This window comes from Pseudomonas putida, from assembly GCF_028682475.1.
GTDB lineage: Bacteria > Pseudomonadota > Gammaproteobacteria > Pseudomonadales > Pseudomonadaceae > Aquipseudomonas > Aquipseudomonas putida_AG.
Genome location: NZ_JANHLE010000049.1, coordinates 1 through 16259, shown reverse-complemented (window position 1 = coordinate 16259; position 16259 = coordinate 1). Strand labels below are relative to the sequence as shown.

At 60.6% G+C, this 16259-nt stretch carries 12 protein-coding genes; 7 read left to right on the top strand and 5 right to left on the bottom strand.

What is annotated here, in order from left to right; genetic code table 11:
- Positions 1–74 precede the first annotated feature (74 nt).
- Positions 75–431 (top strand): hypothetical protein, encoded by a 357-nt coding sequence (locus NPS47_RS24435; protein WP_274297312.1) that lies wholly within the window; start codon positions 75–77, stop codon positions 429–431.
- A 66-nt stretch (positions 432–497) separates the two neighbouring features.
- The gene (locus tag NPS47_RS24430) at positions 498–995 is read left to right on the top strand and encodes a GreA/GreB family elongation factor (protein WP_274297311.1); all 498 of its coding nucleotides are present in this window, start codon (positions 498–500) and stop codon (positions 993–995) included.
- Here the strand turns inward: NPS47_RS24430 and gdhA are convergent.
- Both gdhA and ettA read right to left on the bottom strand, forming a co-directional pair.
- Positions 992–2329 carry an NADP-specific glutamate dehydrogenase gene (gene gdhA, locus NPS47_RS24425; RefSeq protein ID WP_274297310.1) on the bottom strand — a complete coding sequence of 446 codons (1338 nt, stop codon included), beginning with the start codon at positions 2327–2329 and terminating at the stop codon, positions 992–994. The genes NPS47_RS24430 and gdhA overlap by 4 nt on opposite strands.
- 187 nt (positions 2330–2516) lie before the next feature.
- Positions 2517–4181 (bottom strand): energy-dependent translational throttle protein EttA, encoded by a 1665-nt coding sequence (gene ettA, locus NPS47_RS24420; RefSeq protein WP_274297309.1) that lies wholly within the window; start codon positions 4179–4181, stop codon positions 2517–2519.
- A 267-nt stretch (positions 4182–4448) separates the two neighbouring features.
- Here ettA and NPS47_RS24415 point away from each other — a divergent pair, with 267 nt between their 5' ends.
- The 3 genes from NPS47_RS24415 (at position 4449) to NPS47_RS24405 (ending at position 10422) form a co-directional block, all read left to right on the top strand.
- Positions 4449–8276, top strand: coding sequence for an EAL domain-containing protein (locus NPS47_RS24415; RefSeq protein WP_274297308.1), 3828 nt, complete (start codon positions 4449–4451; stop codon positions 8274–8276).
- A 119-nt stretch (positions 8277–8395) separates the two neighbouring features.
- The gene (gene glyA, locus NPS47_RS24410) at positions 8396–9649 is read left to right on the top strand and encodes a serine hydroxymethyltransferase (protein ID WP_274297307.1); all 1254 of its coding nucleotides are present in this window, start codon (positions 8396–8398) and stop codon (positions 9647–9649) included.
- Between the two features lie 179 nt (positions 9650–9828).
- Positions 9829–10422: a hypothetical protein gene (locus tag NPS47_RS24405; protein WP_274297306.1), complete on the top strand. Its 594-nt coding sequence runs from the start codon at positions 9829–9831 to the stop codon at positions 10420–10422.
- A gap of 42 nt (positions 10423–10464) precedes the next feature.
- Here NPS47_RS24405 and yjiA read toward each other — a convergent pair whose 3' ends face one another.
- From yjiA to NPS47_RS24390, 3 genes are all read right to left on the bottom strand, one after another.
- Positions 10465–11439, bottom strand: a complete 975-nt coding sequence (yjiA, locus tag NPS47_RS24400; RefSeq protein WP_274297305.1) for a GTPase — start codon at positions 11437–11439, stop codon at positions 10465–10467.
- 85 nt (positions 11440–11524) lie between these two features.
- The gene (locus NPS47_RS24395) at positions 11525–11722 is read right to left on the bottom strand and encodes a YbdD/YjiX family protein (RefSeq protein WP_028944033.1); all 198 of its coding nucleotides are present in this window, start codon (positions 11720–11722) and stop codon (positions 11525–11527) included.
- Positions 11723–11740: 18 nt separating this feature from the next.
- Positions 11741–13807 (bottom strand): carbon starvation CstA family protein, encoded by a 2067-nt coding sequence (locus NPS47_RS24390; RefSeq protein ID WP_274297304.1) that lies wholly within the window; start codon positions 13805–13807, stop codon positions 11741–11743.
- Positions 13808–13988: 181 nt separating this feature from the next.
- Here NPS47_RS24390 and NPS47_RS24385 point away from each other — a divergent pair, with 181 nt between their 5' ends.
- Positions 13989–14354 (top strand): PilZ domain-containing protein, encoded by a 366-nt coding sequence (locus NPS47_RS24385; protein WP_274297303.1) that lies wholly within the window; start codon positions 13989–13991, stop codon positions 14352–14354.
- A 262-nt stretch (positions 14355–14616) separates the two neighbouring features.
- Positions 14617–16137, top strand: a complete 1521-nt coding sequence (locus tag NPS47_RS24380) for a nucleobase:cation symporter-2 family protein (RefSeq protein ID WP_274297302.1) — start codon at positions 14617–14619, stop codon at positions 16135–16137.
- Positions 16138–16259 lie beyond the last annotated feature (122 nt).

The window sequence follows — 16259 nt, the reverse complement described above, 5'->3', positions numbered from 1 at the left end:
AGCTTCACACCGTTTTGACATGGCATCGACACTTCCCCACCTAGACTTGTCCACAGATTGCGGAGAGTCCGAAGATGCGGTGGTGTGGGTGGTTGCTGGGCGTAATGATGTTTCTCACAGGTTGCCAGACAACCCACGAACAGTTGATCAACCAAGGCTATCCACCCGCCTATGCCGATGGCTTCCAGGACGGCTGCAGCAGCGGTCGCCAGGCCGCCGGGGTAATGGCCGGGGACTTTCGCAAGGACGTGCCCCGCTACCTGCACAACCGCCAATACGAAACCGGCTGGGACGACGGCTTCCGCCAGTGCCACGCCATGCAGGAAAACCAGGACCTACAGGACTACCGCGCGCGTCATTGGGATGAACGCGATGAACAGTGGCAGGAAGAGAAAGACCGCGATGCGGCACGCGCCTACCGACGTAAATAGGGCGCGAACGGACAACCCCGGCAACGCTTGATCTGTCAGCATGGTCCTCACGCAAAGGAGGCCATCATGAGCCGAGCATTCGTCAACGAAGACCAGGCCGCCGCCCAGGCTGACCAGCCGGTGGAACGCAAGATCAGCGAACAACCCAACTATGTCACCGCCCAGGGCCTGGCCCAGTTGCACCAGCGGGTCAGCGAGCTGAACGCCCTGCACAGCGAACTGCAGGCCCAGGGCGAGCGCGCCGACAAGCAACGCCTGGCGGACACAGAGCGTGACCTGCGCTACTTCAACGCCCGCGTACAAAGCGCCCAGGTCGTTGCCAGGGCGAGTGCAACAGACAAGGTGCAGATTGGCAGTCGGGTGATTTTTGTCGATGAGCAGAACCAGCAGCATAAGGTGCAACTGGTCGGTGAAGATCAGGCCAATGCAGCCAAGGGCCTGATCAACTGGGGTTCACCACTGGGCCGGGCGCTGCTGGGTGCTGCGCCCGGTGATGAAGTGCTGTGGCGACGACCGGCAGGGGATCTGTCGATCGAGGTCGTCGCCATCGAGCCCGAGGTTTAGACCACGCCCTGGGCCAGCATGGCGTCGGCAACCTTGACGAAACCGGCGATGTTGGCGCCTTTGACGTAGTTGATCCGGCCGTTCTCCTCACCATAGTGCACACAGGCGTGGTGGATCGACTGCATGATGTTGTGCAGTTTGCTGTCCACTTCGCCCGCGGTCCACAGTAGGCGCATGGCGTTCTGCGACATTTCCAGACCGCTCACTGCCACACCGCCGGCGTTGGAAGCCTTGCCCGGAGCGAACAGAATGCCGGCCTCGATAAAGATATCCACAGCGTCGAGGGTGGTCGGCATGTTCGCGCCTTCAGCCACGCAGATGCAGCCGTTGCGCAGCAGGGTGCGGGCGTCTTCGCCATTGAGTTCGTTCTGGGTGGCGCACGGCAAGGCGATATCGCATGGCAGGTTCCATGGCGTCTGACCCTTGCGGAACTCCAGGCCGAAACGCTCGGCCAGCTCGCTGATGCGGCCGCGCTTGACGTTTTTCAGCTCCATCAGCGCATCCCACTGCTCGTCGGTCATGCCGGCTTCGCAGAACAGGGTGCCTTCGGAGTCGGACAGCGAGATGACCTTGCCGCCCAGGTCCATGACCTTGCGCGCGGCGTACTGGGCCACGTTGCCGGAACCGGAGATCGCCACGCGGCGACCGTCGATGCGCAGGTCCTGACGCTTGAGCATCTCTTCGGCGAAGTACACGCAACCGTAGCCGGTCGCTTCCGGACGGATCAGGCTGCCGCCGTAGGTCATGCCCTTGCCGGTGAGCACCGAAGTGAACTGGTTGGCCAGGCGTTTGTACTGACCGAACATGAAGCCGATCTCACGGGCGCCGACACCGATATCACCGGCCGGCACGTCCAGATCCGCGCCGATGTGGCGGTACAGCTCGCTCATGAAGGCCTGGCAGAAGCGCATGACTTCGGCATCGCTCTTGCCCTTCGGATCGAAGTCCGAACCACCTTTGCCGCCGCCCATGGGCAGCGAAGTCAGGGAGTTCTTGAACACCTGCTCGAAGGCCAGGAACTTCAGCACACCGATGTTCACTGAAGGGTGGAAACGCAGACCGCCCTTGTACGGGCCGATGGCGCTGCTCATCTGAATGCGGTAGCCGCGGTTGACCTGGACCTTGCCCGCGTCATCAACCCACGACACACGGAACAGGATCGCCCGTTCCGGTTCGACCATACGCTCGAGAATGCCGGCCTGAAGGTAGTGCGGATTGGCCTCAAGGAAAGGCCAGAGGCTGCGCAGCACTTCTTCGACGGCCTGGTGGAACTCAGGCTGGGCAGGGTCGCGCTGTTTCAGGCGCGCAAGGAAATCTTCGACGGATTCGATCATTTAGACACTTCACCAGATAGAGTTGGACTTGTTGGTTTTTTTCCAGACTCTACCAAGAACCAGTCGCACCGGAACAGAGCATCATGTCGTTTTTATGAAATTAAATGGTTCATTTGTATAAGTGTATACAGTATTTCGCACAAAAAACGGGGCCCGAAGGCCCCGTTTCAGTGCAAAACCCGAAGGGTCATGCCAGTTTTTTGTGCCGTACCCGGTGCGGCTGGGCAGCGGCTTCGCCGAGACGCTTCTTGCGATCAGCTTCGTACTCGGTGTAGTTGCCTTCGAAGAACACCGCCTGCGAATCATCTTCGTAAGCCAGGATGTGGGTCGCCACACGGTCCAGGAACCAGCGATCGTGAGAGATCACAATGGCGGCGCCCGGGAAGTCCAGCAGGGCTTCCTCCAGCGAACGCAGGGTTTCCACGTCGAGGTCGTTGGACGGTTCGTCGAGCAGCAGGACGTTGGCGCCTTCTTTCAGGGTCAGGGCCAGGTGCAGACGGCCACGCTCACCACCGGAGAGGTCCTTGACGAACTTCTGCTGGTCGCCGCCCTTGAAGTTGAAACGACCGACATAGGTCCGCGATGGAATCTCGTAGGTGCCGATACGCAGCTGGTCGGAACCGTCGGAGATCTGCTGGAACACGGTCTTGTTGCCGTCCAGGTCTTCACGGCTCTGGTCGACACAGGCCAGTTGCACGGTTTCACCGATCTCGATGCTGCCCGAGTCCGGCTGTTCCTTGCCCATGAGCATGCGGAACAGGGTCGATTTACCGGCACCGTTACCACCGATCACACCGACGATGGCGCCTTTGGGCATGGCGAACGACAGGTTGTCGATCAGCACGCGATCGCCATAGCCTTTAGTGACGTTCTTGAATTCGATGACCTTGTCACCCAGGCGCGGACCGGCCGGGATGTAGATCTCGTTGGTTTCGCTGCGTTTCTGGAATTCTTGCGACTGCATTTCTTCGAAGCGTTGCAGACGGGCCTTGGATTTCGACTGACGAGCCTTGGCGCCTTTGCGCACCCACTCCAGTTCTTCCTTCATGGCCTTTTCGTGGGCCGACTGCTGCTTGGATTCCTGGGCCAGACGATCAGACTTGGCTTCCAGCCAGCCCGAATAGTTGCCTTCGTACGGAATACCGGCGCCGCGGTCGAGTTCGAGGATCCAGCCGGCGACGTTGTCGAGGAAGTAACGGTCGTGGGTAATCGCTACCACAGTACCCGGGAAGTCATGGAGGAAGTGCTCCAGCCAGGCGACGGAGTCGGCGTCCAGGTGGTTGGTCGGTTCGTCGAGCAGCAGCATGTCGGGGGCCGACAGCAGCAGACGGCACAGGGCCACACGGCGCTTTTCACCACCGGACAGGTGTTCGACCTTGGCCTCCCAGGCCGGCAGGCGCAGGGCATCAGCCGCGACTTCCAGCTGGCGCTCGAGGTTGTGGCCGTCGCTGGCCTGCAGGATGGCTTCAAGCTTGGCCTGTTCGGCGGCCAGCTTGTCGAAGTCGGCATCCGGCTCGGCATAGGCAGCATAGACCTCGTCCAGACGCGCCTGGGCGTCCTTGATCACGCTGACCGCTTCCTCGACCACTTCACGGACGGTCTTGCTCGGGTCCAGCTGTGGTTCCTGTGGCAGGTAACCGATGTTCAGGTCCGGCATCGGACGGGCTTCGCCGTCGAACTCTGTGTCGACGCCAGCCATGATCTTGAGCAGGGTGGATTTACCCGAGCCGTTCAGGCCGAGCACGCCGATCTTGGCGCCGGGGAAAAACGACAGGGAGATGTTCTTCAAGATTTCCCGCTTCGGCGGGACAACTTTGCCCAGCCGATGCATGGTGTAGACGTATTGAGCCATGGAAAAACCTAGCGTCAGAGACGAAAAAATGAGCGCGAAACAGATGAAGGGAGCCGCAGCCCCCAGGAAAGGGCCAAAGCTACCGCAATGCGCCTTGTTGGGCAAACCGCCGACGAACAGGGCTGGCACTTTGCCACGTTTGCGGGCATGCTAGCCGCCCTTCGGGCGTCGGGCTTATAGTGCGTGACCAGAGTAGCCACCAGGGACCGTGGCGCTAGCAGCCAGCAGCTCTAAACCTGCCATCCAGCCATACCGCAGGATCATCGCTTGACCAATCTCACTCAGCCGACATCCCTGCGCAAGCCGTCCAGCGCACCCGGCTCTGCATTGCGTGGCTCGTTGAAAAGCGCACTGGCCCTGCTGGTTCTGCTGTTGCTCGGCTTGCTGCTCTGGCAACTGATCGACCAGTACCGCCACACCCAGGCCGACCAGTACCAGCAAAGCCTCAATGCGAGTGCCGAGCTGGCCGACCACATGGCCTTGAACATGTCGCTCAAGGCCCAGGTGGCACACAATAGTGTCCAGCCTTACCGTTCGTCGCCAGACCCTGCACAGCTGCCAGACATTCTGGCCAGGTTGCAGGCCCAACTGCCGGCCTTGCAGAGCCTGGTGTGGATCGATAGCCATGGCAAGGTGCTCAGCGACAGCCTCGGCGCTACCCCGGATGGTCTTGTTGTGGATGAGTTGCTGCGGCTCAACCAGGGCCACGACCATTACTACAGCAACAGCGCGGACAATCGTCAGATTTACCTGTTACTGCGCCAGCCGGACGCTGCCCCGGGTTACTGGCTGCTGCGCCTGAGCCCGGCCTATTACAGCGAACTGACCTCACACCTGGACCGCCCCAACCACCCGTTGTGGCTCCTGGAAAACAGTCGCACCGGCGAGATCATCAACCGCCATCAACCGGCACCGGGCAGTGACGAACCGCTGCAAAGTGTCATGCTCGCATTCCTCGACAACAGTAGCTGGCAATTACGTGGCCTGTTCGATGCCGGATTGGCCCGCGAGCAACTGCTGCCGGCGCTGATCGGCAAGTGTGTGCTCGGCCTGTTCTGCGCCCTGCTGCCCTTGCTGGCCTTGATCAACATGCGTCGCCGGCACCGCATGCTGCAGGAAAGCCGCCGGCGCTATCACGATATTTTCGAAGGCACTGGCGTTGCCCTGTGCGTACTTGACCTCTCCGGTTTGCCTGCGCAGCTGGAGCGTCATCGCCTGCGCAGCCGTCAGGCGCTGCAGCAACGCCTGACCTTCGATCGGGCGCTGCGGCGGGTCTTGCTGCAGGAGCTCAAGGTCACCGAGGTCAACCAGGTGGCCCTGCAACTGCTGGAGGTCAACTGCTGCAATGCCGCCTGGCAATGCCTGGTCGAAGGCACGCAAGCCGGTATCGAAGGCATCGGTGTGCAGCTGGTTGAAGCCGTGCTGGACAACCAGCAACAGCTGGAACTGGAAGTGTGCCTGCCGACCGCCAACGGCCAGGACCTGCACCTCTGGCTGATGGTGAAATTCCCCGAGCAGCGCCGCGACTATGAAGCGGTGATCCTCAGCATCAGCGACATCACCAGCCGCAAGCAGGTCGAGCTGTCATTGCTCGAACGCGAAGGTTTCTGGTCGGACGTTGTGCGTACAGTGCCAGACCAGTTGTACGTGCAAGATGTGCAAAGCCAGCAAATGATCTTCAGCAACCGCAACCTGGGCCAGACCCTGGGTTACCAGCGTAGCCAACTGGCACAGATGGGCGAGCGCTTCTGGGAGATCCTCCTGCACCCGGACGATGCCCAGCTCTATCGCCAGGTTCGCCAGCAATTGCTCGACAGCGATGGCGTCGAGCAATTGCATTGCCAACTGCGTTTCCGTCATCACGATCAACGCTGGCGGCGCTTCGACATCCGCGAGCAAGCCCTGACCCGCGATGGCAGCGGCGTTGTCACCCGGATCATCGGCGTTGGCAAGGATGTGACCGATCAGATCGAGGCCAGCGAGTCGCTGCGCGACAGTGAACAGCGTTATCGCATGCTCGCCGAAAGTATCAGCGATGTGATCTTCTCCACCGACAGCCAGTTGCAGCTCAACTATGTCAGCCCCTCGGTACAGGTGGTGCTGGGTTACGAGGTCGACTGGATCTTCGACAACGGCTGGCATTCGACCATCGCCAATCCGGCGCAATTGACCGGTATTTATGCACTGGTCGAACGGGTCAATCGGGCCTTGAACAATCCAGAGCAACTGGAGCAACTGCGCACTCAATTGCCCAATCAGCTGTTCCTGTTCGATTGCCTGCGCGCCGACGGCCGCAAGATTCCGATCGAACTGCGCCTGGTGCTGGTCTGGGACGATCAGGAGCGTTTCGAAGGGATCCTCGGGGTCGGCCGCGACATCAGCCAGCAGCGCCGGGCCGAGAAAGACCTGCGCATGGCCGCGACGGTGTTCGAACACTCGACATCGGCGATCCTGATCACCGACCCGGCCGGCTATATCGTCCAGGCCAACGAAGCGTTCAGCCGGGTCAGCGGCCATGCCGTGGCCGACGTGCTCGATCAGTTGCCGAGCATGCTGACCGTGGACGAACACCAGGAAGCGCACCTGGGCTATGTGCTCAAGCAGCTCAACCAGCATGGCACCTGGGAAGGTGAAGTGTGGCTCAAACGGCGCAATGGCGAACATTACCCAGCCTGGGTCGGCATCACCGCGGTGCTCGACGATGAAGGCGACCTGGCCAGCTACGTGTGCTTCTTCACCGACATCAGCGAACGCAAAGCCAGTGAACAGCGCATTCACCGTCTGGCTTACTACGACGCCCTGACCCACCTGCCCAACCGCACCCTGTTCCAGGACCGACTGCATACGGCCCTGCAGCAGGCTGACCGGCAAAAAGCCTGGGTGGTGTTGATGTTCCTCGACCTCGACCGCTTCAAGCCGATCAACGACTCCCTCGGCCATGCTGCCGGCGACCGCATGCTCAAGGACATGGCCGAGCGTCTGCTCGACTGCGTCGATGGTGATGACACGGTGGCGCGCATGGGCGGTGACGAGTTCACCCTGTTGCTGCAACCGCGGGCAACCCGGGAAATGGCCCTGAACCGCGCCATCCATGTTGCCGAACAGATTCTCGGCAGCCTGGTGCGGCCGTTCGTCCTGGAAAACCGCGAGTTCTTCGTCACTGCCAGTATCGGCATCGCCCTGAGCCCGCAGGACGGCAGCGAACTCAGCCAGCTGATGAAGAACGCCGACACCGCCATGTACCACGCCAAGGAGCGTGGCAAGAACAACTTCCAGTTCTACCAGGCCGACATGAACGCCAGTGCCCTGGAGCGCCTGGAACTGGAAAGTGACCTGCGCCATGCCCTGGAGCAGAACGAATTCATTCTTTATTACCAACCGCAGTTCAGCGGTGACGGCAAGCGCCTGACCGGTGCCGAGGCTCTGCTGCGCTGGCGTCATCCGCGCCGCGGGCTGGTGCCGCCAGGCGACTTCATTCCGGTGATCGAGGAGCTGGGGCTGGTCGTGGATGTCGGCGACTGGGTACTCAAGGAAGCCTGCCGCCAGCTCAAGGTCTGGCATCAGGACCAGGTGCAGGTGCCCAAGGTCTCGGTAAACATCTCGGCGCGGCAGTTCTCCGACGGCCAGCTCGGCACACGGATTGCCACCATCCTCAAGGACACGGGTTTGCCCCCGGCATGCCTGGAGCTGGAGCTGACCGAAAGTATTCTGATGCGTGAAGTCAACGAAGCGATGGTGATCCTCGACAGCCTGAAAAAGCTCGGCCTGAGCATTGCCGTCGATGACTTCGGTACCGGCTACTCGTCACTCAACTACCTCAAGCAGTTCCCTATTGATGTACTGAAGATCGACCGCACCTTCGTCGACGGCTTGCCTGAGGGTGAGCAGGACGCGCAGATCGCCCGGGCAATCATCGCCATGGCCCACAGCCTGAACCTGGCGGTGATTGCCGAAGGCGTGGAAACCCACGAGCAGCTGGAGTTTCTGCGCGAGCACGATTGCGACGAGGTGCAGGGTTACCTGTTCGGGCGGCCGATGCCGGCCAACCAGTTCGAGGCGCAGTTCAGCAACGAAACCTTGTTCATGTTCGAGTAGGTTTGCAGCTTGTCGCTCATGAGCCCCATTTGTCTGCGACATGATGCCCTTTCATATGCCAGACAAAAGCTGATGAGGTAGAATGCCCGCCTATTTCAGCACGATCCTTGAGGACCGCCATGTTCAGCCGTGATTTGACCATTGCCAAGTACGACGCCGATCTTTTTGCCGCCATGGAGCAAGAAGCTCAGCGCCAGGAAGAGCACATCGAGCTGATTGCTTCGGAAAACTACACCAGCCCGGCAATCATGGAAGCCCAGGGCTCGGTGCTGACCAACAAATACGCCGAAGGCTACCCAGGCAAGCGTTACTACGGCGGCTGCGAATACGTCGACGTGGTCGAGCAACTGGCCATCGACCGTGCCAAGGAACTGTTCGGCGCCGATTACGCCAACGTCCAGCCGCACGCCGGCTCGCAAGCCAACAGCGCCGTTTACCTGGCCCTGCTGTCGGCCGGTGACACCATCCTGGGCATGAGCCTGGCCCACGGTGGTCACCTGACCCACGGTGCCAACGTCAGCTCCTCGGGCAAACTGTACAACGCTGTCCAGTACGGCATCGACGCCAACGGCCTGATCGACTACGACGAAGTCGAGCGCCTGGCCGTCGAGCACAAGCCGAAAATGATCGTTGCCGGTTTCTCTGCCTACTCGCAGATTCTGGACTTCCCGCGCTTCCGCGAAATCGCCGACAAGGTCGGTGCCTACCTGTTCGTCGACATGGCCCACGTTGCCGGTCTGGTCGCTGCAGGCGTGTACCCGAACCCGGTGCCATTCGCCGACGTGGTTACCACCACTACCCACAAGACCCTGCGCGGTCCACGTGGCGGCCTGATCCTGGCCCGTGCCAACGCCGACATCGAGAAGAAGCTGAACTCCGCAGTCTTCCCGGGTGCCCAGGGCGGCCCGCTGGAGCACGTCATCGCTGCCAAGGCGATCTGCTTCAAGGAAGCGCTGCAGCCTGAGTTCAAGGCCTACCAGCAGCAAGTGGTGAAAAACGCCCAGGCCATGGCCGGTGTGTTCATCGAGCGCGGTTTCGACGTGGTGTCCGGTGGTACTCAGAACCACCTGTTCCTGCTGTCGCTGATCAAGCAGGAAATCTCCGGTAAAGATGCTGACGCTGCCCTGGGCAAAGCCTTCATCACCGTCAACAAGAACTCGGTACCGAACGACCCACGCTCCCCGTTCGTCACCTCCGGCCTGCGCTTCGGTACTCCGGCTGTAACCACTCGTGGCTTCAAAGAAGCTGAGTGTAAAGAACTGGCTGGCTGGATCTGCGACATCCTGGCTGACCTGAACAACGAAGCGGTGATCGACGCCGTTCGTGAGAAAGTCAAAGCCATCTGCGCCAAGCTGCCGGTATACGGCAACTGATCGCAGTCGTTTGATGTGAAAAAGCCCGGCTCTTAAGCCGGGCTTTTTTTTGGGGGTACCCCGGTGGGAGCGTGCCCCAATGCACCGCCTTCCCGAACATCGGAAAGCATTCCGGCTGTGCGGGCCATGCCAGGCAACTTAGCCTGTTGCTCCCGCACATACCGCAATGGAGGCCTTCAATGGCTGACAACAAAGCGCTTTCCTTCACCGCGACCCTTCTGGTCAACGGTCACCCGCTCATCATACTGAATCAGGCCATCGACCGAAGTGTGATGGTGCCCCACCCGGACTCTAATCTGGGGTTACTGGACGCCTCCCACGCGCTGGGCATCCTGAGCACGCCAGACGAAGCCTGGGACGAAGCGCGTGATGCCGGACATGTGGACTTTCATTTGACGGGAGATCTATCGCCCACAGTGTTCTATTTTCGCCATAGCGAAGAGGGCTACCGACTTTACATACGCGGTGGTGACTACGCAGGACAGGGTGTATTCAAGAGCAAGTATGGGGTAGCCATGAGTCGCCCCATCGAAGACCGCGACCCGTCTTCCTGGCACATACGCCTTGCTCACACCCAGCGGTCCGTGGTCCTTTCGGATCTGGCCACGGGTTTTGCGATCATCAACCTTGAATGTTCGTCAACCGGGGCTCACCTGGCGACGAACATTATCGGCGATGGTGAAGGCGGATATCTCATCACTCGCAAGTCGGCAGCCGCGACCAACTTACGATTGAACATTCTGGAGCGCGAGGCTGACTGGGCTCGCAGGTAAGCCACAGACTCAGGGCTCTGCCATCCAGTAGGGCCTGTGCTGTCACTGCGCTGAGTTCAACGCCTCAAACCCCGCCCGAATTTTCGCCTCCGGCAAGTCATCGGCAATAAACACCATCACGCTCTCACGGGGCTCTCCATCGGCCCACTCGGTATCCCAATCAAAACCATAGAGTTTCAACACCCCCTGGAACACCAGACGTCGATCTTCCCCGGCGATATTGAGCACACCTTTGTAGCGCAACAACTGCTTGCCATGCTCTTCCAGCAACTGGTTCATGAAGTCGCTGAGCCGGTCGATGTCCAGCGGCGTGTCGGTGCGCAGCACCAGGCTGGAGATGCGATCAGGCGTAACCGTCTGGCTGACCGGACGCAGGCTCAAGCCGCCGCCCAGGTCGGCATTGAGGTTGAAACCACGCACATCAAGCAATTCAGCCAGATCGATGCGCCCGTGTTCGACCACCCGGATCGGTGCGCGGCGGTTGATACGCCCCAGGCGTTCGCTCAAAGCCTGAAAGCTTGCAGGCTCGACCAGGTCGGTCTTGCTCACCAGCAAGCGGTCGGCAAAGCCCACCTGGGCCTGGGCAATGGCCTGGGTCAGGTGCTGTTCGGCATGCGCGGCATCGACCAGGGTGATGATGCCGTCAAGGATGTAGCGCTCGCGCAGCTCTTCGTCGATGAAGAAGGTTTGCGCCACCGGCGCCGGATCAGCCAGGCCTGTGCATTCAATCACCAGGCGGTCGAAGGCGATCTCGCCGGCATCCAGGCGCTCCAACAGCAGGTACAAGGCCTTGGTCAGGTCGGTGTGGATGCTGCAACAGACGCAACCGTTGGCCAGGGTCATGACCTGCACCGGTTCATCGCCAAGCAGCTGGGTATCGATGCCGGCGTCACTGAATTCGTTTTCAATCACGGCGATCTTCAGGCCATGTTCGGCCTTGAGCAGATGGCGCAGCAAGGTAGTCTTGCCGGCCCCCAGAAAACCGCTGAGTACTGTTACCGGAATGGGCGCGTGCAAACGGAAAATCTCCTGAACTGAAAATGACTGTGGGAGCACGGCAAGCCGGGCTCCCACAGGTTCAACTGCCATCAGTGGCTGTCATTCAACAGCACTTCGGCCCACCCTTGCCACCGTAACGGGCCTCCTGACGTTCACGGAAGAACGCCTCGTAGCTCATCACCGGCTTGTCCGGGTGCTTGGTCTGCATGTGCTCGACGTAGTTGTCGTAGTCGGGCATGCCGACCATCAGGCGGGCTGCCTGCCCCAGGTACTTACCCAGTCGACCGAGATCGTTGAACATCACTGCATTCCTCTTTGGTTACGCATCCGGCAGCGCCTGGAACGGGGACTCTTTGTCAGTCCGCTCTTTTTTACCCAAGGCGGCGATGCCGACCTTGAGGGCAAAGAACAGAATGCTGAAGACCACGAACAGGAACAGGATGGTCAGACCCGCGTTGGTATAGGCGTTGAAGATCACGTGCTGCATCTGGCCGATATCCTTGGCCGGTGCCAGCACCTGCCCGGCGTCGAGCGCCACGCTGTACTTGTTGGCCAGGGCCAGGAAGCCGACCGCCGGGTTCGGATCGAACAGCTTGATGAAACCGGCGGTGGTGGTGCAGATCAGCAGCCAGACGGCTGGCAGCAGGGTGACCCACATGTAGCGCTGGCGCTTCATCTTGATCAGGACCACGGTGCCGAGCATCAGCGCGATACCGGCGAGCATCTGGTTGGAGATGCCGAACAGCGGCCACAAGGTGTTGATACCGCCCAGCGGATCGATCACGCCCTGGTACAGCAGGTAGCCCCACAGCGCCACGCAACCGCCGGTCGCGAGCAGGTTGGCACCCCACGATTCGGTGCGTTTGAGCGCCGGGACGAAGCTGCCGAGCAAATCCTGCAGCATGAAACGACCGGCACGGGTACCGGCGTCCACTGCGGTGAGGATGAACAACGCCTCGAACAGGATCGCGAAGTGGTACCAGAAGGCCATGGTGTTTTCACCCGGCAGCACCTGGTGCAGGATCTGCGCGATACCGACCGCCAGGGTCGGTGCACCGCCGGCACGGGCCAGAATGGTGTGTTCGCCAATGTCCTTGGCCACCGCCTCCAGCGCGTCAGGGGTGATCGCAAAGCCCCAGCTGCTGACCGTCTGCGCCACCGACACCACATCGGCACCGACCACTGCGGCCGGGCTGTTCATGGCGAAGTACACGCCGGGCTCGATCACCGAGGCGGCAACCATGGCCATGATCGCCACGAACGACTCCATCAGCATGCCGCCGTAACCGATGTAACGGGCGTTGGTTTCGTTATCCAGCAGCTTCGGCGTGGTACCCGACGAGATCAGCGCATGGAAACCCGACACCGCGCCACAGGCGATGGTGATGAACAGGAACGGGAACAGGGTGCCTTTCCAGACCGGACCCGTGCCGTCGGTGAACTGGGTCAGCGCCGGCATTTTCAGCTCGGGGGCGATGATCAGGATACCGATGGCCAGGCCAACGATGGTGCCGATCTTGAGGAAGGTCGAGAGGTAATCACGTGGCGCCAGCACCAGCCACACCGGCAGTACCGCAGCGACAAAGCCGTAGCCCACCAGCATCCAGGTGATCTGCACACCGGTGAAGGTGAACGCAGGGCCCCAGACCGGATCTGCGGCTACCTGGCCCCCCAGCCAGATCGACAGCAACAGCAGCACCACGCCCATCAGCGAGATTTCGCCGATGCGGCCCGGGCGGATGTAGCGCATGTAGATGCCCATGAACATCGCGATCGGGATGGTCGCCATGACCGTGAACATACCCCACGGGCTCTCGGCCAGGGCTTTGACCACGATCAGCGCCAGCACCGCGAGGATGATGATCATGATCAGGAAGCAGCCGAACAGGGCGATAGTACCCGGAATCCGGCCCATTTCCTCACGGACCATGTCACCCAGCGAGCGACCGTTGCGGCGGGTGGACAGGAACAGGACCATGAAGTCCTGCACCGCACCGGCCAGCACCACGCCGGCAATCAGCCAGAGCGTGCCAGGCAGGTAGCCCATTTGCGCGGCCAGAACCGGACCGACCAGCGGGCCGGCACCGGCGATGGCGGCAAAGTGGTGACCGAAAAGGATGTGTTTGTTGGTCGGTACATAGTCCAGACCATCGTTGTTGAGCACCGCCGGGGTGGCCCGACGCGGGTCCAGCTGCATCACCTTGGTGGCGATGAACAGGCTGTAGTAGCGGTAGGCGACCAGGTAGATGGCCACTGAAGCGACGACGATCCACAAGGCGTTGATGGCCTCGCCACGACGCAGGGCGACCACTCCCAGCGCACAGGCTCCTATGACTGCCAGCGCCAGCCACGGAATGTGGCGTAGCAGGCTATTATTGTTGTTCATGGTTTACTTCCAGCTAGTGGATAAAAGACAGCCTTTCGAGTCTAGCGATCCTGACAGGAAAGGCCACCCCCACGTTGGTTTAGAGCCTTCAACGCGGGTTGAACAAAACTCGTTATGCGCCCTTGCGCGGACCTTGGCAAGTGCTGAGCTATAGTCAGGAAGAACCCCGGAGTGTCTGATCATGAGCGACCACCAAGAACGTCGACGTTTCCAGCGTGTTGCCTTTGATAGCCCCACCGAACTGCGCCAGGGTGATCGGCGCTGGCCGGTCGAGCTGATTGACCTGTCCCTCAAGGGCTTGCTGATCAAGTGCCCGGAACCCTGGGACCCCGACCTGACCCAGGATTTCGAGGCCCTTGTCCACCTGGGGGAGCAGGTAACGCTATGGATGCAGGTGGAACTGCGCCATGAAGAAGGTAACCGACTGGGTTTTGTCTGCCTGCGTACTGATATCGATTCATCGTGCCATTTGCGGCGTTTGGTGGAACTCAACCTGGCCGATAACCCCGAAATGATGCGCGAACTGCGAGAATTGATCGAAGTTTAGAATCTTTTAGCCTGCTACCTACTTTCCTGCTCACCGCGTTTCTGTCCATTCGGACAGCTTTCCCACCCTTCCCGCCAGTCCTCACGCAGCCTTGCGAGGCCTGCGCGCGGGCGTTGGAACGATAACTGCATCCATTCATCAACCCAAACTGACTGCCGGACTGTTCCTACGCCAATCTAAAAATTGTATACAATTGTTCTGGCATTGGCAGGTAGGACTTGTCTACAGTAGCGCCACAACAATAAAACAGAGACCCCGCCTCATGAATACGTCCTCCTCTAGCACGTCTTCAGCAGCACGTCCCGAAGACGAGAACCTGGGCCTAGGTGCCAACCTGGCGTACGGCCTGCAACACGTCTTGACCATGTATGGCGGTATTGTCGCCGTGCCGCTGATTCTCGGTCAGGCAGCCGGCCTGACCTCGGCGGACATTGGTCTGCTGATCGCTGCGTCGCTGTTTGCCGGCGGCCTGGCAACCCTGTTGCAAACCCTCGGACTGCCGTGGTTCGGTTGCCAGCTGCCGCTGGTGCAAGGGGTCTCGTTTGCCGGTGTCGCGACCATGGGTGCGATCCTCAGCAGTGAAGGCGGTGGCGGCTTGCCCGGGGTCTTGGGCGCAGTGATGGCCGCGTCTTTCATCGGTTTCCTGATCACCCCGGTGTTTTCGCGAATTACCAAATACTTCCCGCCACTGGTGACCGGTATCGTCATCACCACCATCGGCCTGACCTTGATGCCGGTTGCTGCGCGTTGGGTCATGGGCGGTAACAGCAAAGCTCCGGACTTCGGCAGCATGGCCAACATCGGCCTGGCGGCGCTGACCTTCGCCATCGTCCTGATCCTGAGCAAACTGGGCAGCGCCACCATCTCGCGCCTGTCGATCCTGCTGGCCATGGTCATCGGCACCCTGATCGCCTGGTCGCTGGGCATGGCCGACTTCAGCAAGGTCCTTGAAGGCCCGCTGGTGGCAATGCCAAGCCCGTTCCACTTCGGTATGCCGACCTTCCACATCGCCGCGATCCTGTCGATGTGCATCGTGATCATGGTGACCCTGGTGGAAACCTCGGCCGACATCCTCGCCGTCGGTGAAATCATCGATACCAAGGTTGACTCCAAGCGCCTGGGCAATGGCCTGCGCGCCGACATGGCGTCGAGCATCCTGGCACCGATCTTCGGCTCTTTCACCCAGAGCGCCTTCGCCCAGAACGTCGGCCTGGTCGCCGTGACCGGGGTGAAAAGCCGCTACGTGGTGGCGACTGGCGGGGTGATCCTGGTGGTACTCGGCCTGCTGCCGATCATGGGGCGGGTGATTGCCGCAGTACCGACCTCGGTGCTCGGTGGTGCCGGTATCGTACTGTTCGGTACTGTGGCCGCCAGCGGTATCCGGACCCTGTCCAAGGTCAGCTACAAGAACAACGTCAACCTGATCATCGTCGCCGCCTCGCTGGGCTTCGGCATGATCCCGATTGCCGCGCCGAACTTCTACGCGCAATTCCCCAACTGGTTCGAGACCATCTTCCACTCCGGCATCAGCTCGGCAGCGATCATGGCGATTGTTCTGAACCTGGTGTTCAACCACTTCACCGCAGGCAACTCCGACCAGCAATCGGTATTCGCTGCTGCCTACGAACGCACCATCCACTACTCGGATATCTCTGCCCTGCGTGACGGCGATTACTTCGAGGACGGCAAGCTGTTCAACGCCGAAGGCAAGGAGGTACCGGTGATGAGTGAGGGCGAGCACGGCGAACCGCCTGCACGACGAGAGGCTGTCTCAGAGCACTGATTAACGCTACGCAAAAAAAAAGGCCGGTGCTCATGCACCGGCTTTTTTACTTACGCTGCAGGTAGTCGCTAAACCGGTGGGAGCGGGCTTGCCCCGCGATTGGGACTCGACTGACACACCGC

What these genes read in the sequence shown, in the direction of transcription:
- ettA (WP_274297309.1), bottom strand. Translation starts at nt 4,181, where the DNA reads ATGGCTCAATACGTCTACACCATGCATCGGCTGGGCAAAGTTGTCCCG.
- NPS47_RS24380 (WP_274297302.1), top strand. Translation starts at nt 14,617, where the DNA reads ATGAATACGTCCTCCTCTAGCACGTCTTCAGCAGCACGTCCCGAAGAC.
- glyA (WP_274297307.1), top strand. Translation starts at nt 8,396, where the DNA reads ATGTTCAGCCGTGATTTGACCATTGCCAAGTACGACGCCGATCTTTTT.
- NPS47_RS24395 (WP_028944033.1), bottom strand. Translation starts at nt 11,722, where the DNA reads ATGTTCAACGATCTCGGTCGACTGGGTAAGTACCTGGGGCAGGCAGCC.
- NPS47_RS24430 (WP_274297311.1), top strand. Translation starts at nt 498, where the DNA reads ATGAGCCGAGCATTCGTCAACGAAGACCAGGCCGCCGCCCAGGCTGAC.
- gdhA (WP_274297310.1), bottom strand. Translation starts at nt 2,329, where the DNA reads ATGATCGAATCCGTCGAAGATTTCCTTGCGCGCCTGAAACAGCGCGAC.
- NPS47_RS24405 (WP_274297306.1), top strand. Translation starts at nt 9,829, where the DNA reads ATGGCTGACAACAAAGCGCTTTCCTTCACCGCGACCCTTCTGGTCAAC.
- NPS47_RS24385 (WP_274297303.1), top strand. Translation starts at nt 13,989, where the DNA reads ATGAGCGACCACCAAGAACGTCGACGTTTCCAGCGTGTTGCCTTTGAT.
- NPS47_RS24390 (WP_274297304.1), bottom strand. Translation starts at nt 13,807, where the DNA reads ATGAACAACAATAATAGCCTGCTACGCCACATTCCGTGGCTGGCGCTG.
- NPS47_RS24435 (WP_274297312.1), top strand. Translation starts at nt 75, where the DNA reads ATGCGGTGGTGTGGGTGGTTGCTGGGCGTAATGATGTTTCTCACAGGT.